The sequence below is a fragment of the Rummeliibacillus sp. BSL5 genome (assembly GCF_052928305.1).
The window spans coordinates 462,930-483,769 of the sequence record NZ_JAVGCV010000001.1 but is presented as its reverse complement, the minus strand read 5'-3'; the positions used below and the strand labels follow the sequence as shown (position 1 = coordinate 483,769).

General features: G+C 33.6%; 29 protein-coding genes. 12 read left to right on the top strand and 17 right to left on the bottom strand.

Features of this window, described 5'->3' with window-relative positions; translation table 11 throughout:
• The first annotated feature begins 156 nt into the window (after positions 1 to 156).
• Positions 157 to 552: a hypothetical protein gene (locus RCJ93_RS02565; protein WP_446738316.1), complete on the top strand. Its 396-nt coding sequence runs from the start codon at positions 157 to 159 to the stop codon at positions 550 to 552.
• A gap of 114 nt (positions 553 to 666) precedes the next feature.
• Here RCJ93_RS02565 and RCJ93_RS02560 read toward each other — a convergent pair whose 3' ends face one another.
• Positions 667 to 834 (bottom strand): hypothetical protein, encoded by a 168-nt coding sequence (locus RCJ93_RS02560; RefSeq protein WP_173668475.1) that lies wholly within the window; start codon positions 832 to 834, stop codon positions 667 to 669.
• Positions 835 to 1,019: 185 nt separating this feature from the next.
• On the opposite strand from RCJ93_RS02560, the gene RCJ93_RS02555 reads away from it, so the two are divergent.
• Positions 1,020 to 1,901 carry an SDR family oxidoreductase gene (locus RCJ93_RS02555; RefSeq protein ID WP_446738944.1) on the top strand — a complete coding sequence of 294 codons (882 nt, stop codon included), beginning with the start codon at positions 1,020 to 1,022 and terminating at the stop codon, positions 1,899 to 1,901.
• A 125-nt stretch (positions 1,902 to 2,026) separates the two neighbouring features.
• Here the strand turns inward: RCJ93_RS02555 and RCJ93_RS02550 are convergent, their stop codons facing one another.
• From RCJ93_RS02550 to hutG, 5 genes are all read right to left on the bottom strand, one after another.
• Positions 2,027 to 2,647, bottom strand: coding sequence for an NUDIX hydrolase (locus RCJ93_RS02550; protein WP_446738315.1), 621 nt, complete (start codon positions 2,645 to 2,647; stop codon positions 2,027 to 2,029).
• A 70-nt stretch (positions 2,648 to 2,717) separates the two neighbouring features.
• Positions 2,718 to 3,050, bottom strand: coding sequence for a hypothetical protein (locus tag RCJ93_RS02545; RefSeq protein WP_446738314.1), 333 nt, complete (start codon positions 3,048 to 3,050; stop codon positions 2,718 to 2,720).
• A gap of 199 nt (positions 3,051 to 3,249) precedes the next feature.
• Positions 3,250 to 3,942, bottom strand: a complete 693-nt coding sequence (locus tag RCJ93_RS02540) for an NAD-dependent epimerase/dehydratase family protein (RefSeq protein WP_446738313.1) — start codon at positions 3,940 to 3,942, stop codon at positions 3,250 to 3,252.
• Positions 3,929 to 4,219 (bottom strand): NAD-dependent epimerase/dehydratase family protein, encoded by a 291-nt coding sequence (locus RCJ93_RS02535; protein ID WP_446738312.1) that lies wholly within the window; start codon positions 4,217 to 4,219, stop codon positions 3,929 to 3,931. The genes RCJ93_RS02540 and RCJ93_RS02535 overlap by 14 nt, the downstream gene beginning before the upstream one ends.
• Before the next feature lie 63 nt (positions 4,220 to 4,282).
• Entirely contained in the window at positions 4,283 to 5,230 is a 948-nt protein-coding gene (gene hutG, locus RCJ93_RS02530; RefSeq protein ID WP_446738311.1) for a formimidoylglutamase, read from the bottom strand.
• 181 nt (positions 5,231 to 5,411) lie between these two features.
• Between hutG and RCJ93_RS02525 the strand changes: the two genes are divergently transcribed.
• Positions 5,412 to 6,158: a glucosaminidase domain-containing protein gene (locus tag RCJ93_RS02525; RefSeq protein ID WP_066787829.1), complete on the top strand. Its 747-nt coding sequence runs from the start codon at positions 5,412 to 5,414 to the stop codon at positions 6,156 to 6,158.
• A 53-nt stretch (positions 6,159 to 6,211) separates the two neighbouring features.
• Here RCJ93_RS02525 and RCJ93_RS02520 read toward each other — a convergent pair whose 3' ends face one another.
• The 4 genes from RCJ93_RS02520 to RCJ93_RS02505 form a co-directional block, all read right to left on the bottom strand.
• Positions 6,212 to 6,913 carry an LrgB family protein gene (locus tag RCJ93_RS02520; RefSeq protein ID WP_150284564.1) on the bottom strand — a complete coding sequence of 234 codons (702 nt, stop codon included), beginning with the start codon at positions 6,911 to 6,913 and terminating at the stop codon, positions 6,212 to 6,214.
• The gene (locus RCJ93_RS02515; RefSeq protein ID WP_223823546.1) at positions 6,913 to 7,278 is read right to left on the bottom strand and encodes a CidA/LrgA family protein; all 366 of its coding nucleotides are present in this window, start codon (positions 7,276 to 7,278) and stop codon (positions 6,913 to 6,915) included. Before RCJ93_RS02515 ends, RCJ93_RS02520 begins: the two co-directional genes overlap by 1 nt.
• An 84-nt stretch (positions 7,279 to 7,362) precedes the next feature.
• Positions 7,363 to 8,253 carry a LysR family transcriptional regulator gene (locus tag RCJ93_RS02510; protein WP_446738310.1) on the bottom strand — a complete coding sequence of 297 codons (891 nt, stop codon included), beginning with the start codon at positions 8,251 to 8,253 and terminating at the stop codon, positions 7,363 to 7,365.
• Positions 8,254 to 8,403: 150 nt separating this feature from the next.
• Positions 8,404 to 8,766 (bottom strand): YnfA family protein, encoded by a 363-nt coding sequence (locus RCJ93_RS02505; RefSeq protein WP_446738309.1) that lies wholly within the window; start codon positions 8,764 to 8,766, stop codon positions 8,404 to 8,406.
• Positions 8,767 to 8,936: 170 nt separating this feature from the next.
• Between RCJ93_RS02505 and RCJ93_RS02500 the strand changes: the two genes are divergently transcribed.
• Positions 8,937 to 9,881, top strand: coding sequence for a bile acid:sodium symporter family protein (locus RCJ93_RS02500; RefSeq protein WP_446738308.1), 945 nt, complete (start codon positions 8,937 to 8,939; stop codon positions 9,879 to 9,881).
• Positions 9,882 to 10,258: 377 nt separating this feature from the next.
• Here RCJ93_RS02500 and RCJ93_RS02495 read toward each other — a convergent pair whose 3' ends face one another.
• Genes RCJ93_RS02495 through RCJ93_RS02480 form a run of 4 tightly spaced genes read right to left on the bottom strand, consistent with a single transcriptional unit; the run spans position 10,259 to position 12,601 of the window.
• Positions 10,259 to 10,882 carry a kinase gene (locus RCJ93_RS02495; protein ID WP_251646631.1) on the bottom strand — a complete coding sequence of 208 codons (624 nt, stop codon included), beginning with the start codon at positions 10,880 to 10,882 and terminating at the stop codon, positions 10,259 to 10,261.
• A gap of 55 nt (positions 10,883 to 10,937) precedes the next feature.
• Positions 10,938 to 11,285, bottom strand: a complete 348-nt coding sequence (locus RCJ93_RS02490) for a DUF6176 family protein (RefSeq protein ID WP_446738307.1) — start codon at positions 11,283 to 11,285, stop codon at positions 10,938 to 10,940.
• Between the two features lie 30 nt (positions 11,286 to 11,315).
• On the bottom strand, positions 11,316 to 11,933 hold the full coding sequence (locus RCJ93_RS02485) for an NUDIX hydrolase (protein WP_446738306.1): 618 nt from the start codon (positions 11,931 to 11,933) through the stop codon (positions 11,316 to 11,318).
• A gap of 56 nt (positions 11,934 to 11,989) precedes the next feature.
• The gene (locus RCJ93_RS02480; RefSeq protein ID WP_446738305.1) at positions 11,990 to 12,601 is read right to left on the bottom strand and encodes a histidine phosphatase family protein; all 612 of its coding nucleotides are present in this window, start codon (positions 12,599 to 12,601) and stop codon (positions 11,990 to 11,992) included.
• A 171-nt stretch (positions 12,602 to 12,772) separates the two neighbouring features.
• On the opposite strand from RCJ93_RS02480, the gene RCJ93_RS02475 reads away from it, so the two are divergent.
• Both RCJ93_RS02475 and RCJ93_RS02470 read left to right on the top strand, forming a co-directional pair.
• Complete coding sequence (locus RCJ93_RS02475; protein WP_446738304.1) at positions 12,773 to 13,165, top strand: DUF1259 domain-containing protein; 393 nt, start codon at positions 12,773 to 12,775, stop codon at positions 13,163 to 13,165.
• Positions 13,166 to 13,569: 404 nt separating this feature from the next.
• On the top strand, positions 13,570 to 13,977 hold the full coding sequence (locus RCJ93_RS02470; protein WP_446738303.1) for a YkvA family protein: 408 nt from the start codon (positions 13,570 to 13,572) through the stop codon (positions 13,975 to 13,977).
• A gap of 206 nt (positions 13,978 to 14,183) precedes the next feature.
• Here RCJ93_RS02470 and RCJ93_RS02465 read toward each other — a convergent pair whose 3' ends face one another.
• The gene (locus RCJ93_RS02465; RefSeq protein ID WP_147198058.1) at positions 14,184 to 14,384 is read right to left on the bottom strand and encodes a cold-shock protein; all 201 of its coding nucleotides are present in this window, start codon (positions 14,382 to 14,384) and stop codon (positions 14,184 to 14,186) included.
• Positions 14,385 to 14,607: 223 nt separating this feature from the next.
• The gene (locus tag RCJ93_RS02460) at positions 14,608 to 14,886 is read right to left on the bottom strand and encodes a hypothetical protein (RefSeq protein ID WP_066787858.1); all 279 of its coding nucleotides are present in this window, start codon (positions 14,884 to 14,886) and stop codon (positions 14,608 to 14,610) included.
• A gap of 242 nt (positions 14,887 to 15,128) precedes the next feature.
• Here RCJ93_RS02460 and RCJ93_RS02455 point away from each other — a divergent pair, with 242 nt between their 5' ends.
• The 4 genes from RCJ93_RS02455 to RCJ93_RS02440 all read left to right on the top strand — a co-directional run bounded on the left by RCJ93_RS02455 (position 15,129) and on the right by RCJ93_RS02440 (position 18,651).
• The gene (locus tag RCJ93_RS02455) at positions 15,129 to 15,827 is read left to right on the top strand and encodes a VC0807 family protein (RefSeq protein WP_446738302.1); all 699 of its coding nucleotides are present in this window, start codon (positions 15,129 to 15,131) and stop codon (positions 15,825 to 15,827) included.
• 254 nt (positions 15,828 to 16,081) lie between these two features.
• The gene (locus RCJ93_RS02450; RefSeq protein WP_446738301.1) at positions 16,082 to 16,930 is read left to right on the top strand and encodes an MBL fold metallo-hydrolase; all 849 of its coding nucleotides are present in this window, start codon (positions 16,082 to 16,084) and stop codon (positions 16,928 to 16,930) included.
• 313 nt (positions 16,931 to 17,243) lie between these two features.
• Positions 17,244 to 17,714 carry a DinB family protein gene (locus RCJ93_RS02445; protein ID WP_150284577.1) on the top strand — a complete coding sequence of 157 codons (471 nt, stop codon included), beginning with the start codon at positions 17,244 to 17,246 and terminating at the stop codon, positions 17,712 to 17,714.
• A 430-nt stretch (positions 17,715 to 18,144) separates the two neighbouring features.
• On the top strand, positions 18,145 to 18,651 hold the full coding sequence (locus RCJ93_RS02440) for an AAA family ATPase (RefSeq protein ID WP_150284578.1): 507 nt from the start codon (positions 18,145 to 18,147) through the stop codon (positions 18,649 to 18,651).
• 265 nt (positions 18,652 to 18,916) lie between these two features.
• On the opposite strand, the gene RCJ93_RS02435 is transcribed toward RCJ93_RS02440, so the two are convergent.
• Positions 18,917 to 19,117, bottom strand: a complete 201-nt coding sequence (locus RCJ93_RS02435; RefSeq protein WP_066788929.1) for a cold-shock protein — start codon at positions 19,115 to 19,117, stop codon at positions 18,917 to 18,919.
• A 463-nt stretch (positions 19,118 to 19,580) separates the two neighbouring features.
• Between RCJ93_RS02435 and RCJ93_RS02430 the strand changes: the two genes are divergently transcribed.
• Both RCJ93_RS02430 and RCJ93_RS02425 read left to right on the top strand, forming a co-directional pair.
• Positions 19,581 to 20,063, top strand: a complete 483-nt coding sequence (locus RCJ93_RS02430) for a Ger(x)C family spore germination protein (protein ID WP_446738300.1) — start codon at positions 19,581 to 19,583, stop codon at positions 20,061 to 20,063.
• 31 nt (positions 20,064 to 20,094) lie between these two features.
• Positions 20,095 to 20,598 carry a Ger(x)C family spore germination C-terminal domain-containing protein gene (locus tag RCJ93_RS02425; RefSeq protein ID WP_446738299.1) on the top strand — a complete coding sequence of 168 codons (504 nt, stop codon included), beginning with the start codon at positions 20,095 to 20,097 and terminating at the stop codon, positions 20,596 to 20,598.
• Positions 20,599 to 20,840: the final 242 nt, after the last annotated feature.

The following is a 20,840-nucleotide window of genomic DNA, read 5'->3' as shown; positions in this document are numbered from 1 at the left end:
AAATAAGGGTTTTTCAATTATTTTTAGATGTTTATTTAATTGAAACGCTTACATACAAATTCTCATTATTACAATTGTGTTACATTTGTGTATTCTTTTGCAGAATGGGTATACAATATTATATAGTAAATTTAGACCACGAAGGGAAACGATAAAATGACTCAAAAAGTAACAAATAATTATACTAACCAATTAAATGAAATGAAACAAATTATATATAAATTCCAAAACACATCAGAAATGATCTCGTCCATCCGTAAAAACTTAGTTGATTTTATTTCTGTCGAACAAGAGCAAACAAGAGAGATTTATCAACAGCTTATTGAAAATACAGGTTTTGTAGCTGATCAGGAAGCAATTTTTGATTTAGATGCAATCACATCCTACTTTGATGATACTGAATCTAATCTGTATGCATCTACTGAAAAGATTTTACAATTAAATCAAAAGCTTCACCGCTATCAGCTTAAAACAGAGCATTTCACTGACAAACTAATCAAAGCAATTGATTCAATGGAATATGGAAAAAACACTCTCCCTCAAGTAGAGTAATAGCTCGTATGCTTTTGCTCTTCTCTTTCCTCCCCCTTGTAGAGACTCCATCCACTCGTTCCACAGTTACGTATGAAAGAGCTGCACAAATTTGTACAGCTCTTATTAATTCCTTTAAAGCAACGGATATTCTTCGGTATAGCGTGGATGAGCATAAAATGGAGGTCTTGGACCAATTAAAGGTAATTCAAAAACGGACTCTTCATATGCTACTTCTACCTTTTCATCCGATTCATTAATTAATAAGAATTTTACATGCTCGTTAAAATAATAATTCTCCAATCCATCATCTCCCTATTTCTCCCTATTGTTTTCATTCTATCTTATTCAAAGTCACTGTATATTGGTGCCTCACAGTAAGCACCTTTTGAATAATTCTCTCATACTGTACTTTGAATAGTTAGTTTGTGAATTAGAGGAGGAAATGTTAATTGGACCACCGTGAAACAAATGAGTCAACATATCCAATGAATCCAAATTTCGGTAAGATCACGCAGTATCAAGATGTTGCCATTACGGTACCAGAGCAACGGCAATTTCGACAGCCAGGCGTCGAAAAGCTAATGGTACCACAACCCATCATTGAAAATCCTGATGATAAAGGGAGCGGAAAATTAGAAGGAAAAGTAGCATTAATCACTGGCGGCGACAGTGGTATGGGTGCAGCAGCGGCTATAGCTTTTGCAAAAGAAGGAGCAAATGTTGCTATTTCCTATTTAAATGAACATGAAGATGCTGAACGCACGAAAAAAAGAATAGAAGAATTAGGCCGTCAAGTGCTGTTATTGCCTGGTGATCTCCGTCAAAAAGAACAATGCCGTCTTATTGTCGAAAAAACAGTAAGCACATTTGGAAAACTAGATATTCTTTGTAATCATGTTGGTATTCAATTTCAACAAAACCATCTAGAGGATATATCAGATGAACAGTTCGAAGATACATTTAAAGTAAATATATATTCCTTTTTTTACACAACTCGTGCAGCGCTTGCTTATTTACAACCTGGCGCATCCATTATTAATACATCTTCAGTCGTAGCATTCGATGGGCATGAACAATTAATTGATTATAGTGCGACAAAAGGAGCTATCATTGGCTTTACTCGCTCATTAGCCAAAAACTTAGTTACAAAAGGCATTCGTGTAAATGCTATTGCTCCAGGACGAATTTGGACGCCACTTATTCCATCAAGCTTCTCCCCAGATCAGGTGGTGCTTGCAGGAAATCCAATGGATCGTCAAGGGCAGCCGTTTGAAGTGGCACCAACGTTTGTTTACCTGGCTTCGAATGATTCTCGATTTGTCACAGGCCAAACATTGCATGTCAACGGCGGCCAGATTTTTGGATAAAGGAAAGGGAATATCCCATTCCCTTTATCCTTATTTTTCTAAGGACTATCACAGGCTTAATTAATAGACTTCATTTGCTCAGAAATTAGAACTATGTTGCCTGTAGATATATTCTCTTGCGACCATCAAATTTGGTCTTTTATTTTATTTATAACTTCTATATAGTACGAAATTTGGTGAGGGACAAATTGATTCTTACCGATATACTCAACGAAATCAGCTCTATTATTTTCTTTATCAATTTTAAAACCGCTAGCTTTAATTTCCTGTTTTTCGTCTAACCAAAGCTTACTAAAATCATTAAATTCCACTAAGACCATACCTGAAACTTCCTCCGATTGAATAGTAAAGTCATTAAGATTATGCGCACTTTTATACAAAAAGAGGTGTGCTAATTCTTTATCAATGAGATTTTCATTTATAACACAATATTTAATGAGTCCTAATGGCACTAAATCATGAAAAGGTATATCAATACCTACTTCCTCTTTTATCTCTCTAACACCTTCACGGGCAGTTTCATCAGCCATTAAATGCCCGGCTACAGTAATGTCCAATAGGTTCGGATAGTCTTGTTTAGTATCACTGCGTAACTGCAGATAGATATAATCCTTTCCCTCAATATTTGTGACAAACCAACAATGAAAGGTCTCGTGCCAATACCCAAGCTCATGGACATCCTTACGCGAAGCAACCCCTATTATATTTCTTTCCTCATCAAATATTTTAAAAAATTCATTTTCCATCTATTTTCCTCATTATAAATTATTCTAATATTATTTTCACTTAAGGTGAATAGCTTCTAAGTTTGATGGTTTATTTATTATTCACCTTTACAAAAATAGTATCGAAGAGTTTACCGTCCAAGAGAACATCAAGTTTCCACATTCCACTTTTCTTGAATTCCATGCTGGTTGGAATACTAACGTCAGCACTATTATTAGGACTTATTTGTAAGTTATTTATTGTCTCAGGAACAATGATTACGTCTTTTTTACTTCCTTCATGCGTACCTAGCACTTTAAACTTCTTTTCTAGTTGATTTTTTTCTCCCCATAAATGCCACATATATTTGTTTTGCTGCCCTTCCACGATAGGCATGTTCTTTTTATCATATATAAAACCTACTTGACCCTTTATACCAACCATTTTATAATTGCCTGACTCGAAAATATTACTCTCTTTCCATTGTTGACTAGTTTCATTCTTGTTACTGCAGCCAAATAAAGCGATTATCAGCAAAAATAAAGCAACGAAAGTACTTACTTTTTTATGGTAAAAATCCTCCTCACTTTTATAAGTACATTATTATACTGATATCAATATTTCATTATTTATGCGATTCCTCTTATCTAACATTAATACTGTATCCTCTTCTTTCAAGGATATCTTTTTCAACATTTGACATAGTGTAAGAATCTATTAATTCCTCTTTTAATAAGTGAGTGAATGTTTGTTTTAATCCTTCAAACAATGAATATTTTTGGTTTGCACTGAAATCATTCAACAGCTTCTCAGTAGATCCGTAAAGAGAGACATCTCTGAATGGAAACCACTCCCTTGACAAGTAACCTGTTTCTTTTGCATCCACTAAAACAATGGTAGGCTCCACCCCAATGATTTGGGCACACATTTTTACCCAACCCTCTAGCGAAATAGAGCTTCCATCTCCAACATTGTATATTTGCCCGAAACTTTCACTGTTTCCAGATATTCGAATTAAAGTCTCCACCAAGTCGTCTATATGACCAAATTGTATTACGTTTTCACCTTTACCCGGAATGATAATAGGAGAATTATTTAATAGACGTTTAAAGATATATGTTTCACGATCCAGGTTATTTCCAGGTCCATAGATATAAAAAGGCCGTACGATTGTGTAAGGAAATTTACTTTGGTTGTATTCTTTCATTAACTCTTGCTCACAAAGATATTTATTTGCCCCGTAATCACCCCAAATTGGGTTAATACCTGTCTTACTCGTTTCATCAAGTGGATAATCATTTGTAGCTAAATAAACCGATGCACTACTTATATCCAATAAAGTGCTTTGTTTTTCCCTTTAGGAGTTGGATGGCGTTCCTTGTTTGCTCAGGTGTATAAGCAGAGATATCATATACATAATCAAACGTTTTATTATATAGAACTGCTGATAATTTGTTTATATTATTACGGTCTGCTATTAAAGCTTTACTACCCTGAGGAGCTTCTCTCGTTCCGCGATTTAAGACATAGACTTCATGTCCGTCACTAATCAAACGTTTTGCCATAGCTTTCCCTACAAATTGTGTACCACCAAATACAAGACATGTTGCCATAGTATTACCTCCTAACAAAGTAAAAACCCCAAATTAACGAACCTTTCACACGCCTAAGAAGCCCTATCTCCCCCAAAAAGACATCGTTGCTTCATTTATAATATGGGCAGCCAATTTTGACGTACGATTATTTTCATCAACTACCGGATTTACTTCACATAAACTAAAACTAGTCACTTTCTTTTCTTTGCATATCGCACGGATCAGTGTGCGTACGGTTAGAGGCTCCAACCCAAAAGGAGCAGGCGCGCTCACACCTGGTGCATGTGCAGCACTGATAGCGTCCATACATAAGGTTAGCAAGACTACATCACAGTCATTGACGAAAGCTTTGATTGAAGCTTTCGTCGCTTCGTCTGTCATCTCATCTTCAAACAAATAAGTAACACCTAGCTCATCGGCACGTCGGAAAAGCTCTGTCGTATTACCATAACGTTGAATACCACAGACAAAATATTTCGCATGTGGATCTTGATCCAATATCTGTTTAAACATTGTGCCAGAGGATGGTTGTTCGTCATAAGGCCTCATATCAAAATGAGCATCGATGTTAAGTAATCCAATTTTGGCTTCCTTACCTACGTGTTCTCTTACCCCAAGATATTGACCGTAAAGGGTTTCATGGCCTCCTCCTAGTACAATACAAGGCACATCCCTATTTAATGCTTTGGCAACTGTTTTCCCAAGGTCTTCTTGCGCTGCTTCCAATTCATTTTCTTCACAAACAATCGTGCCAGCATCTATTACAGTTGCATTAAAAGGACCTCTGAACGGCATGCTGGCTAATTGTCCACGAATTGTATCTGGCGCTTTCTTCGCCCCTACTCTTCCCTGATTCCTTCTTACCCCTTCATCACACGCAAATCCAATAAGCGTTACCATATCCTCTACATTTTCTTCAGTTCCATCTAAAACCTGGCACTTCACCACTTGATGATAACGGAAGCTTTCTCTGTTTTCCGAATCATCCAGACGTCCATCCCAAATTGCATCATCTGTTTTTTTAAACATTCATACACCCTCTTTTCTTTCTTAGTTACCATTAATCTACCGTATACAAAAGATTATGACAATATAATTCAATCAGAAACTATCTCGATAAACAATCTAATAGAAAACTTTCTATACTTTTGTTAAACTAATAGATAGCATCCTATAAAAAGGAGGAAGGTTGTTAGAGAACCGTTAAATAATGAAAAAAACTTTCTTATTCACTTTATTTGCGACCATTCTATTTGCGACTTCAATCTTCATTATCATTTCTCAGTACAATAATTCAATTGAAGAGACGCCAAAGCCTACTCCAAAAGAACAAAGTATTGAAAGTTTTATCGGATTAATCTCTGATGATGCTCGTGATATTGCAAAAGAACATGATTTATATGCGTCTGTTATGATTGCCCAAGCGGTACTCGAAAGCAACGGTGGTAAAAGTGGTTTAAGCTCTCCACCAAATCATAATCTCTTTGGCATAAAAGGAACATATCAAAGACAAGCAGTAAAGATGACAACATCAGAAGATAATGGCAAAGGCGAAATGCATCAGATTAAAGCAAAATTCCGAAAATACCCAAGCTATAAAGCGTCTTTAGAAGACTACGCTGAGCTACTGCACAACGGGACTTCTTGGAACACTAAATACTATCAAAAAACATTTAAAAGTAAAACGAAATCCTATAAAGATGCAACAAAGTATCTAACTGGTACCTATGCAACAGATACACGCTATCACCAAAAATTAAATGCATTGATTAAGGAATTCCATCTTACGCAGTATGATCATTCACCAAAAAATAAAACACAGGTTATCGTTAAAAATGGAGAAACATTACGTTCTCTTTCCAATAAATATGGTGTTGCAGTTACCTCTATTAAACAATGGAATCAATTGGACACCAATGATTTGGACAATGGTCAAAAGTTAAAGATTTACCAATAAAATTAGATATTACAAAAAAACTCACTTTTCACAGAAGTAAAAAGTGAGTTTTTTTACATAGCAAAACACAGGCGGAGTAGTGGAAAAAAGGTTTCAGACAAAAGGATACTTATCAATGCAGCTATTACCATTGCTACACTTGAAAAAGTCCCTTCTAATTCCCCCATTTCGAAGGCTTTTGAAGTTCCTAAACCATGCGCTCCCATTCCGAGCATCAACCCTTTTGCAGCAGTTGTTTTGATACGGAATAATCGAATGATGATCGCACCTGTAATGCTGCCTGTCAAACCTGTGACAATAACAAATACGGCCGTCATAGATGGTTCGCCACCGATCATTTTAGAAATATCCATGGCAATCGGTGTTGTAATGGAACGAGGAACTAAGCTAGTTATCATATCTGCTGACAATCCAATCCATACTGCAAAAAAGAAGGATGAAAGAATAGCAACCAATGAACCTGTAAATAGACTTGCTACGATAATCTTCGCATGTTTCTTTATCAATTCTAGATTTTTATATATTGGCACAGCAAATGCAACTGTTGCAGGACCTAATAATTTTGTTAGCACTGAACCCCCTAGATTATATTGTTCATATGAAGTTCTTGTTAAAAGTAATAGAATAACAAGGAACAAGGGGCTGACAATTAGTGGAGACAGCAAGAGCCGATGCGTTTTCTGATATGCTTTCTTACTTACTAGAAAGATAGCAATCGTGGCAATAAGGCTGATGAACGCAATAAAAATATTCATTATTCTTTCACATCCTTTTTATGTAAATAATCTGCCACTGCTCCCGTACAGATCATAACAAGAATGGTGCTCAAAATAATTACAGTCACCAATTTAATGCCGACAACTCCAAAAATTTGATCATATTGGATGACACCTACGGCAGAAGGAATAAAGAATAGAGCAAGTTCCCCAGTCAATAATCCAGCTCCAAGGTCAACCCACTCTAATTTAATAATATTAAATTTAAGTGCTAAAAATAATAGTACGAGACCTATGATGCTTCCCGGAATTGGCAAATGCAGTACAGCTGAAATGCCCTCTCCTATCAAAAGAATCCCATAAAGGAACACGATTTGAATAATTATTTTACTTATTTTTTTCACTTTGCTCACCTTTTCTAAGCTCAACTTATAAGAACACTTTACCTCACAAATGGCCATTCGTAAAATATCGTTTTTTTATGTTTGCTATTCCAAATTGGAATGACTGGACGTAATAAAGCCAATTAATCCTCTTGTTGCATGCGACATATAACGATCTTTCTTTGCAATCAATACAAGCTCCCAAGGTATTTGAGGCTTAACAATTGGGATGGCTTTCACTTTTTCTTGATTAATTTTCTCAGCAAATGATTTTGGGAACATTGCAACGCCTAAATTGTATTCTACCATCTGGCTTATGATATCCCACTGTGAACTTTCATAAGCAATTTGAGGAGTAAAACCCGCCTGCTCACATTCTTGCTTTATACGATCGTGGAGCGTGAAATCTTGGCTAAATAAAAGCATTTTTTCATTAGCCAATTCCCTAAGGCTAATCTCCTTACTTCCTGCCAAATGATGCGACTTATTGATAATTAGCATAAGATCCTGTGATGCAAAGGGAATCACCTGAAAGTCATTTTCATCCGCCGGTAGCATTACAAAGCCAATATCTAAAACACCATCTGCTACCAATTCTTTAATAATATTTGCCCCACGTTCCACAAGTTCAATGCTAATATGAGGATATCGTTCCTGAAATCCTTTTAAAAGCTTCGGCAAATAAAGAATGCCAATTAGCGGCGGCATACCAATTTTAATCGTACCTTTCTTCATTTGTAATACATCTTCCAATGCAGTATCCAATTCCTCAACTATGCTTAGCATTTTTAATGCTTGAGCATAGACAATTTCACCAACATCCGTCAATTCGATATGCCTTGGATAGCGGTAAAATAAAGCCGCATCAAATTCACTTTCGAGCGACTTCACTACTTTGCTAAGTGTCGGTTGTGTCACATGCAAATCTTCAGCCGCTTTAGTAAAACTTTTATTTTTCACAACCGCAATAAAATACTTTAACTCTCTAAGCTCCATAAGTTCAACTCCTCAAACTCCAGTTATGGCTATAAACTCACTTCTTATAGTATATGCGAAAATCGGTGCAATGGCCCATTCCAGTCAACCTAAGATGCGCACTCTAGGTAGGTTAAACGTATTTTACGGGCAAAATTTTATATCTGCTTTTTAATGTCTCGGTGCAAAGAGCATCACTGCTACTCCAACTAAACAAATCCCTGCACCTATCCAGTCATACAAGTCTGGTGTCTTATGATCAACTCCCCATCCCCATAAAACGGAAAGAAAAATAAATATTCCACCATAAGCAGCGTATACTCTTCCGAAGCTTGAAAAGGATTGGAAAGTAGCAAGAACTCCATATAAGAATAAAATAACTCCACCGATTATGCCAAACGACAAAGGCCTACCCAATCTTAACCATTGCCATATTAAATATCCTCCGCCAATTTCAGCAAGCCCCGCTAAAATAAATAGTAAAATTGAAATGGTACTCACATCCTCTTCTTCAATTGTCCCAGAGTTCATCATACCATACTGTAAATCTACTAATTGATAATAGTAAAGCTTATCTTACTGTTCTGCATCTGCTAATCAAAAAAGAGAAACTTGAATAGTCTGTCCCCCTTTCTACAGATTTTTCCCTTGGTGAGTTAATTAAGTTAAAATAATAGTATATTATAAAAAAAGAAGGTCTTTGCATGTTAGAAAAACTAAATGTATTTCTTCAAAAATACATAGCTATTTTGACTCCATTAAGTTTAGTCCTAGGTGTTCTGCTAGAGCATATTGGACATCATCTATTATTCCTTGTCTCATGGCTGTTTGCTTTTATGACATTCACAGGAAGCTTAAATATGAAATTTAAGGATGTAAAAATTTTTGTTAAGCATCCCATCATTATCTTATTCTCTATTGTATTTCTACACATTTTGATGCCTTTATGGGCTTATCTATTATCAACTGTCATATTCGATGATCATTTATTGACTGTCGGCTTTGTACTCTCTGTTGCAGTTCCAACTGGTGTAACAAGCGTTATTTGGATCAATATATGTAGGGGTAATTTACCTTTAGGGTTATCCATCATATTAATTGATACGTTACTTTCTCCCTTTATCATTCCATCTATTCTTCACATTGTTTCAGGTGAAAAGATTCAATTAGATGTTGTATCACTGATCATTAATTTACTTTTAATGATTGTATTGCCTACAATCTTGGGAATCTTAGCGAATGAACTTTCTAAGGGGGAAATACCTAAGAAATTTGGCCAGAAACTTGCTCCTTTATCTAAGCTGTGTTTATTTTCTGTTGTCATGATTAATAGTGGTGCAATCGCTCCTTACCTGAAAAACTTTGATTCTCATCTCGTTTCTGTCCTGCTTCTAGTCCTATTTATTGCTGTTTCTGGATATATGTTTGCTTTACTGATCGGACGTTATATTTTAAAAAATCATCCTCAAATGACTACTTTAGTATTTACGGGGGGGATGAGAAACATTGCAGTTGGCGTTATTGTTGCCACCACATACTTTCCAAGCAAGGTAGCCATGCCCGTTGTATTTGGCATGTTATTTCAACAAGTCTTAGCATCCGTTTTTAGTAAATTGGTTATGAACAGTGCTATATCACAAGAAACTTAGGAAAATAGTTAATTTAGAAAAGGGGAAGGAAAATGGATTTGAAATCATGGGAAGAAGTTAGAAAAGCGATTGAAGATGAACATCAGGAGATTTTATTATATTATAAAGATGATAGGAGTGGTGGGTAAGTAGACGGAGAAGAAAAAAGCTTCCTACTTACACGTTCTAAAGACTCTTACACACAAATGTTTGCAACAGCACAAGAACTATTTAACAATGGGATTGTTGATGGTAAGCCTTTTATTGAAAGGATCAATGATTTTTATTAAGAACATAGTTAGACCGACGATTAAATTATCATAGAATTAGATAACTTAAAAGAGGGTGGCATACTGCTACCCTCTTTTAACCTTTAAGGAATCGTACTACCATTTTATTTACCCCTTTATAACTATATCTGCTTTTATAATGGGATCTATTTTATCGAGATAATGGTTTTCACCTAACCAATATCTTTTTTTATATTTATTGAGTCGTGCCTGGTAGTCGCCAATATATGAATCACGATTTAATACTCTTTTGTATCTTAATTCACGAGGGCAGTCCAAGTATAAAATAAAGTCAAAGTAGCTTCTCCACTCTGCTCTTTGCAAAAATATTCCTTCAATTAAGACAATACTGTTGGTTAATAATCTAATCTGTTTAATTGAAGAATGATCAGTATATTTGTCATAGAACGATAAAGATAATATTTCACTATCCTCATGTAGTTGCTCAAATAAATTGATCCTCAAACATTCTATATCCCATTGTAAATAATAATATTCATACCATTCTTCTTGCCCTGTTAGGTAACGCTTATTTTTTTCAACAATATGGTCATCTAGATGAAGAGTAGTAAGGTTATACTTTTGATTATCCAATTCTTGTGCAAGTTCTTTCACTAATGTAGTTTTCCCTGCCCCACTCAGTCCGTCTATCCCAATTATGAAAGGACGATCTTTGTTCAAACGTGTTAGAAATTGAGATGATACCTTTTCTGCCAGTTCTTTAATAGACATGGATGGTCCCTCCATGTTAATTATCTATTTTCATATGAAAGTTCACATCAACATTTCAAACGGTCATAACACTTCTAATTTTCTCAGGTATCATAACAACCTCTGTTGAAAGATCAACAGGTTTGAAATTTGTATCTATACATTCATCCCAGTACTGTAAATGCTTTTTGTCAATCCAATGCTCTGACTCATCGACATCTTGGCCACCCTCACCTTGAACGGAATACCAATACAAGTATTCATCTCCATTAAGTGTTTCTCTGAAAATCGTTTCAACATACATTCTTTCGCCTTCTAGTGTAACTAGTACATCTTTCATATTTTCATTCAAAAATTTTAACCATTCATCTACTACTTCTGTTTTTCCTTCCTTTACCTTAAATCTAGTCAGCTCAATATTCATATTCTCTCACCTCAATATTCTAAATAATTTTTAATCAAAAGAAACAGGTTCTAGAGGATTGTGCAAATGCTTGAATGCTAATTGAATCTGTTTTTCTGTATTCCTTGCTGTTGATAAAGATGGCAATTCATCTTCTTCAAAAAACTCAACTGCACTTGTTTCCATACCATCTTGGGGCTCTCCTCCAATAATTTCGCATTGAATAAACATTTTGTAAACATGATATAGCGAAGGAGGATGTGGATGACACTTCTTGTCTAGTACAGCTATTAATTTTGTTGCTTTAACATCGAACCCCGATTCTTCTTTTACTTCTTTTATCGCAACTTCACTTGGCGTTAACCCGATATCACCCCAGCCGCCAGGTAATGCCCAATGTCCATCGGTGTTTTCTCTCACCATTAATATTTTGTTTTCCCTAAACACTACTGCCCTTATATCAACTTTGGGCGTTTGATAACCCGTTTCATTGGCAAAAAGCTCTCTTATCAATTCGTTTTCAAGATTTGTATGCTTTGCTAAAATTTCAACGCTAATATTTCTGATCAATTCAAATCTTTCCATATCATAAGCATCTTTAGAATAGGTTAGCCCTGCCTGTGCAATGGATTGAAGCTGCTTCGCCCAATCTAGCCATTTAAGTTCCAAATATTATGCCACCACCAATTAGATTGTTTATAGAATATTAAAATGAGCTTAGAAATCTAATAAAAGTCATCGAATTCTAGACTTATTTTATGTATCTCTTTATTCGATAATTTGAAGAATACTGAATGAGATACTTCTAGTTTTAAAGCATCCTCTTTTAACATCCCCGCATATATTCCACGCAATATTCTCCCGGTTAATCCGTGTGACACCGCAATTACTTTAGGTTCGTTTTTGATAGATTCAAGCCAATCCGTTAAACGATTTACAACTGAATCATAACTCTCTCCATCTGGTGAATTAAAATACCAACTATATAAATCGTTATTATTAATAAGATGTGGCCAAGTCTTTTCAATTTCCTTTGTTGTTAAACCAGCCCATGACCCTACAGCAACTTCGCTTAAGCGATGATCATTCTCTACTTTACTAACATCAAAACCGATTGTTTCACAGATAATTTCTGTACTTTGAATTGCCCTCCCAAGTGGACTCGAAATAATCCTCCACTCGTTTGGATCTCCCATAATACTTTTTAGCATTTTTGCATTTTGCTTTACTTGAAATTTACCATCGTCGGTTAACGGAGAATCCAATTCTCCTTGATAACGACCTTGTGTGTTATATTCTGTTTCTCCATGTCGAAGTAGGTATAGTGTTTGACTCAATATAATCTCCCCCTTCTCTCATGATAAAGTAAAAACAGTAAAATCGGAATTGCTTTTACTTTGAAAATTTTTAAAATAATAGATATTTCAATTCGTCAGATTAATCGTTGACCTAGGTGTTCTAGCCTTTAATGATGCTTCATAATATTTAGGAGAAATGAGGTGTTTGGTATGGCGAACTTTCAATATTTATGCCAACAATATGCTCAAATTGTTGATGGGCAAGCAAACATGAAACATGGAGTTTGTTCAGTAGAAATTGCCCGAAATCTTCTTGTGACGATTCAAGGCCGTCCCAGTAAGAGTGTACTCCACGCAGGGATAACGTTTGAGTCATTAGACCAAAATGGCAATGCACTGAACCTTGGAGAAGTTGTTGTTATAGAGGAAGAACTCCCTGCCTTTGTTAATTTATTGGTTCGAAACAATTTAACCATAAGCGCTATTCATAATCATTGGATTTTTACAAATCCGACTATTTTATATGTTCATTTCCAATCTGTAGAAAATCCCTTATCGTTTGCCAATAAAGTGGCAGAAGCATTTCGCGTTTTAAAACATTAATCTACCTTCGCTTTTTATGAAACAAGGCAGCTTGTGAGCACAAGAGCACACTGGTAATGTTTAATTTATATGTTTTCTCCCTCAACTCTTCACTTACCTAACTTTGTAAGCCTTGAAACTATTTATTAAGTTCTTTAGAAGTTTTACGATATATTTAGCTTCTAATAACTCATTATTATTTCATGTGAAAGGTTCTAATTCTCCAAGGGTCTATCCATTCTAATTGTGTGCGGTTATAATTAAACTCAAAATCGCTCTTTTTAATTAAAATATTACTCTACTTTAGATAATTATAAACGAGAAATTAAAATTGAACTAGAAAATGATTTTAAATTAGTAAAATATTATGTACTCACTTCAATCAAAGTCAATCCATAATAGGCAATAAATTAAGGAGCACTCATTTGAAAAATAAAAAGGTAATATCACATTTAAAGAGTTATGCTAAAAAATTAAAGCAGAATTTATTTGTACTTTATTTATCTTATAAAGACCCTAGAACCCCATGGTACGCTAAAGCTGTAGCAATCTGTGTAGTGGCTTACGCCTTCAGCCCCATTGACTTAATCCCTGATTTTATTCCGATTTTAGGTTATCTTGATGACCTAGTTATTGTTCCTCTTGGAATTTTATTAGCTTTAAAATTAATACCTTCTATAATTATAAAGAAGAATTTAAAAGCTGCCGATGAATTAAAAAGGTACGGAAAACAAAAAAACTGGCTAGTTGGTATTCTTTTCATTCTAATTTGGTTTTTATTTGGCCTTTGGATTTGTAAAATTGGTTTTAATATATATAAGAAATTTCTATAACTCATGAATTGTCGACTAAGATGATATATTATGCAGAATAATTAATTCTGGGTAGAGGAAAAGTGAATGATTGACGCTAGCACCCTATTATTAGATCAACTTCTAGCTAATAGCAATGACAGCAGTAGTTATAAGGGAAGAAAACAAAAAAAGAGAAATCCTCGAAAGGATTTCTCTAATTTTTGTAATTTAATCTAAATTAAAGATTAAAGTTTTACAATGTTTGCTGCTTGTGGTCCGCGTTGACCTTCTTCAACTTCAAATTCAACTTTTTGGCCTTCTTCTAAAGATTTGAATCCTTCACCTTGGATTGCTGAGAAGTGAGCGAATACGTCTGCTCCGCCTTCAACTTCGATGAAACCGAAACCTTTTTCTGAGTTAAACCATTTTACTGTACCTTGTGTCATTTAAATGACCTCCATTATAAATTATTAATATATAAGCTTTTAAAAGAAAAAATTCACATATTACAAAAAGTACCGAACAGACACGATTACTTTTTGTAATATGCGAATTCAACTTTTTTCCTATTAACTTAATTATATACTTTAAATCTTCATTTGTCTAACATTATTTTTATCAAAATAAATTTAAGCATTAATTCAGTAGTGATAGTAACACTTTATTGTTTTATTTAAATTGGAAATTGTACTTTTTATTTACCTTTCGAGCAATTTGACCTAAAAACTCTTGTACAGTCATTTTCTCAACTTTTTGAGTATACCAAGCAAGCTTTACACCCTTATCTTCTTTATTATAATTTACACGAGAAGGCATAAAAGTCTTATTTTTATATTTATAGTCAAATTTAATGTATAGTTTATTTTCTTCTGGGCAATCAAGAATTACCTCATAAACTGGATTTTTAAATTCGGGTTGAAACTTAACTTTTTTAATTTTAGTTAGCATGTTTATCTCCCCTAAATAGTAGTAATTACAATTTATATTATAACATACTTTGTTTGTTAATGCCGATAATGCCCTTCTTTATCCTGTAATACTTTCGTTCCGGTACATTAAATGATCTAAACTAAAAATTTGTTTAACAAAAAAACTGAAAATTTTTTATTATGTGATAAACAATTTTGGATATTTATGTTAATATGTTTTTAATGTGTATTAGGAAATTAATTTGAAGATTTGGAGGGAATATGGTTAAAAAACAGCAGTCAAACAAAAAGTCTATTTTAATGGACCTTATTTTTTATGCAGCTTTACCATATTTTATTTGGAAATTCGGCAGGGAACCTTTTGGTGACTACATAGCGATGCTAATTACAACTATTCCGGGATTTGTATATACCATTTATAGTTTTATTATTGATAAACAGTTTAACTTTACAGGTATATTTATTTTAGGGACACTAGCAATTGGTACGACAGTCGATCTTCTATCTGGTTCAGCAGAGCAAATGATTTGGAATGGTGTTTACCTAAGTCTTTTTTATTCCTCTTTTTATTTTGTTTTACTAGTAATGAAACGCCCTGTCTCATTATACTTCGCAATTGATTTTGTATATTTACAAGGGCATGAACGAAAGGCAAGTAAAACATTGTTTTTTCAAAAAGGAATTTTTAAATGGTTTCAATACATTCAAGTAATTTATATTATCAGAGGTCTGTTTATGTCAGGTTTAACTGTATTTCTACTTAAAAATTATGGGCTTGATGGATATGGAGAAATGTTGGTATTTAAACAGATTGCAAATTGGATTTTTTCAGGATTAATTATCGGGCTGTTCTTTTATATAAACATCCCAGTTCAAAATTATATTGTTAAGCAAGAAAATCAATTACAAAATAATAATAATAATATAACTAGAGAAGAATCAAAGGTGGTTGCTGAGTAATCTTGGTGAGATAAATCTCATCTCAACTTTAATGTTAGCCTGTTATCTTTGCATTCTCGGTACTCTCACTACCAAGCAATAAATACCATTCGTCGATTTAATACTCAGTCAACGATTATTTTTCTTAAGTGAAAAAGGAGGTACAAGTCCAATGGTAAAAAAATAACTGAGAAAATCTTACCTTATTCATTTTAGAATTCACACGAAGATTTTCTCTTTCATATAATTAATATCTTATGTAGAGGAGAAATATCATGCTAAATAAATTAAGTGATGCAATATACTATTTACCTAATGAAGATAATCGAGATCGACCAACATTAGGATTGATATATGGTGATCAATGGAGTCTAATAATAGATTCTGGAAACGCTACTCAGCACGCAAAAGAATTTTTACAAGAAATAGAGAAACTAAATGCACCTCCAATTAAATATTTGGTTATTACTCATGCACATTGGGACCATATTTTGGGAATGAATGAATTCGATGCAACTATTATAGTAAATAGCCAGACAAGCGAATTGATAAAAGAATGGCAAAGTTATTCTTATGATGATAATTCACTCCAAAAGTATGTGAATAATAATCAAATGAGTACGCAATGTATGAAGATTATACAAACCGAAATTCCAAGCAGAAATACTTTTAAATTGAATTCTCCAGATGTAATCTTTGAAAATACATTAACTATTGATTTAGGAAATAAAGTTTGCCTACTTGAAAGAATCCAAAGTGCCCATACAGACGACTCAACAATTATTTACATTCCCGATGAAAAAGTCATTTTTTTAGGTGACTGCGCCTATGGTACAACCACAAATTCTCTATTTCATTTTAAGCAATCATTGTTAACACCAATGATTCAAGACATTCAAAAATACGATACTGACTGGTTCCTACTTGGACATGAATCCATCTGTGATGCCGAAGAAATGAATATATATTGGGAAGAGTTAACAACAGCAAGCCGAGTTGTAAAGTCTTCTTCATTAGAAAATTCTTTAGAATGCTTTAAGGCAGAATATAAAAGAGATCCTAATGACAATGAATTCTTTTTCATAAAAGCATTTGTTAATGATCATATTATTAAATCTAAATAACTATATTAAAAACATTAAACAACCAATAGTCATCTCATTGATATTAAAATGAGATGGCTTTTATTTCATTAAAAAATATACTTGATTTTCTTTCATAATATTTCGCTTGTTTAATTTTTTAATATTTTCTGTGCTTTTAAAATCTCCTAAATTGTTACAAATTCATATCCTTTACTTTGAAGCTTTGGTAAGATTATCTTTAAGACTTGGAGTTATTTATGATAGTGTTGCATTACTTTTTAAAAAATTCACTCTTTTGTTCGAACGTTCATTTGTGTATATTATAGATACACCAATAAATGGAGGATAATTTATGAATTCAATCGATTTAATTCTTTTAAATTTCAAGGAAATACGAAGAAGAAGTATTAAGATTTGGACATCTATTCCCCAAAATTTTTTACATTGGAAACCTGATAATGAGGCTATGACCATTATCGAAATGATAAGGCATGTTTTAGAGAGTGAACATTATTACCATTTGGCTATCAAAAATCAAGGAAGTCTTGCAGCATTTGATTCCCCTTTCGAGAAACAACCTTTTTCCACTGTAAAAATGGTGATAAACTTTGCAGAACCTTTTAGAAATGAATTCTTAGAGACTATTAAATCATTTTCGGAAGAAGATTTAACAAATATCAAAATTGATCGTTCTGATGCAGGTTACATAAGAAGTCTTGGCGATATGTTACTAAGAGTTGCATATCATGAGTCAGTCCATACTGGGCAATTGCTAGATTATTTAAGAACTGCAAATATTCCACGAGCAAATATTTGGGATTAATTTTTCTAACAGGTGTTTTCACTCTTATATAATATGCTTTTACCAAAAGTTCATTGTTCCAGTAGGTTTCATTCTATTAGTAATGATATATAGAATCATACCGAACCAGTAGTTTTCTGTAGAAGCATTTTAAGCACTAAAAGCTCCTGATTTCTCAGGAGTTTTCTTTATACATTCAATCCTTAAAACCTCCCGACCCCACTGTTTTTTAGGTTTTAATTAACATAGGGAAATATTAGCAAATTCTCATTAAATCAGTAATCGAATATTTTATTATTTGCTCTAAAAGAAGTCTTTACCAACTAAATGTAAATATTGAATATTTGAAAAGGATTAATCATACTTAAAGAAGAAAAAGTAATTACTAATAACTTAGTTTGTAAATAATGTAGAACAACTAACATTAAAATTAGCTTGGAGGATAAACATAATGGAAAAATTGGGTACTTTATATTTTTTCACTGGAAAAATGGGAGCAGGAAAATCCACTAAATCAAAACAAATAGCTAGTGAAAAACATGCAGTACTGTTATCTGAGGATGAATGGCTTGCTTCTCTTTATCCCAATCAAATCACATCATTTGATGACTATCTAAAATTCTCAGCGCAAATGAAGACGTTGGTGAAAAAGCATGTCCAAAACATATTAAGTGTTGGGACAAATGTAGTAATGGATTTTCCAGGTAACACTCAAAAACAGCGAAAATGGTTTTTAGATATAGCGTCAGAAGTCAATGCAAACCATCAATTAATCTTTTTGAATTTAAATAATGAGCAATGCTTACGTCAAATTGCTCAAAGACGTCTCGAACAACCTGAAAGAGCAACTTTTGACACAGAAGAGACATTTATTCATGTTTCTAAATATTTTGAAGCACCAGAAGCATCCGAGGGTCTTAATATATTAGAATTTAGCGGAAAAGAATCACAAGAGTAATGTAAACAGTTGTATTAAACCGCCGTTAAAACCCTTTTGAGGGCTTCATTGTTATATTTTTAACCCCGTTCTAAATTCGTACGGGGCATTTTTGTTCGTCCATATTATGCTAAATAACTTTATTTTCATTTCATCTATTACTCGGATTCCCCCTTCTCCTTTCACAGCTTGAGAGACCTCGCTTTTAATATAACTGAGCCAAGTCAAATAAAAAAGAGGAACCTTATTGAAAAGGTCCCTCTAGTTTATAACACGCTAATTAAAATTAAAGTTTAACAATATTTGTAGCTTGTGGTCCGCGTTGTCCTTCTTCAACTTCAAATTCAACTTTTTGACCTTCGTCTAAAGATTTGAATCCGTCGCCTTGGATTGCTGAGAAGTGAGCGAATACGTCTGCTCCGCCTTCAACTTCGATGAATCCGAAACCTTTTTCTGCGTTAAACCATTTTACTGTACCTTGTGTCATTTAAATGACCTCCATTAAAAAATTATTAATATATAAGCTTTTTAAAGAAAAAATTCACATATTACAAAAAGTACCGCACATACACGATTACTCTTTGTAATATGCAAATTCAACTTATTTCTATAAAGTACTTTTATTACCTTAACAATATACCATAAATACACATTTGTCTAATATTTAGCTCTTAAACAACACCCCTTACTCGCATCCAGTAGCATTTCATCATCAAGTTAAAAGGAGTGAACATAAATGTCAAAAGGAATGGGAGGATGTTAGAACATCTATTCAAGATGAGAATCTAAAAGTAGCTTAGTTTACCATGATGAATAATGCTGGATTAGTTTCAAATATTGAGTGTATAAAAATTTCATTATGACTATTCTTTGATTGAAATTTTGTAATTTGTTACATACTGAAAAATAAGAGTTATTTATAATGAAGTTTTTAAAAGGAGAGAAACTATATGCGCAAAGTGACTGTTTTTCTTCTTATAAGCACTTTTTTACTTAGTGGATGTTGGGATCAACGTTTGTATAAAGAACTTTCAGTGATATCCGTGATAGGAATAGAAGGACATATTGGAGATATAAAAAGCTACTTTGCATACCCTAGTTCAAATAGTGACCCTACTAAATATATAGTACTTGAAGGAACTGGTAAAACATTGAGAGAAACAAGAATAGATGCTAATAAAAAAACTGAGCAAACGATGGATAATGCTGAATTGACTACTTTATTAGTTAATGAAGAAAGCGCTCAGAAGGATTTATATGCTCTATTAGATGTTTATTACCGCTCAGCTCAGAGTCCGATGAATGCTAAAGTGGTCATTACTAAGGGTTCACCAAAAAAATTCTTGGAAATAAAAGAAACTTCGTCTAAAGAAATCGGTGAATACTATTATGATTTGATTACGGCTTTTGAGGACGCAACCATATATCATTAGTGGTGACCATGGCCTGCCTGAAGGTGAAGGGATGGCTTTATTTGATGGAAAAAAATTTACGGGCGAGCATCTAAACCTAAGAGAATCTATTTTTGCGACATTGTTAGGAGATAGGAAAGCGCATTTTGTTGAGTTAGCGTATTTTTGGAACAAAAACGATAAGAAGGTGCAGGTTGCTTTTAATATCGTTAACTTCAAGAAAAAAAAGAAAGTAATGCAGGATGGGGAAAATATCAACGTCCAATATAATATCGACATGCCAATACTTATAACAGAATATCCACCAAACCAATTAGACCGAAAAAATGAAAGAAAACATTTAGAAAATTTTATTAAAGAAAGAGTAGAAAAGGACATAACTAGTATGTTTAAAAAATGTCAAGAAGCATCTTCTGATGTATTAGGAATTGGAGAAGATATCAGGGCCTATCATCCACAGTTATGGAAAGAAGGAAAATGGAAGGAAATATATAAAAACATCAAAATTGAAGCAAAATTAAACGTGAAAATCATCCGTAGTGGAAGTATAAGATAATTTAAAGAAGGAGTTACCATCAATTTTGATGGAACTCCCTTTTATTTTCTTTTTATTTTACAAACATTCTATTGGATATTTTGTACTAATTTCTGAATGTGTCAGTTCACCTTTATACTGACTTCTCCTGCTTGTCATAACCACTTGGTGGTTGATCTACTTGGATTATTTGGCCTCCAGCTTGTTTAGAAAAGTCGCATTTGCTCCCATTCATTTTTCGTCAGGATGGAAACAACTACCTG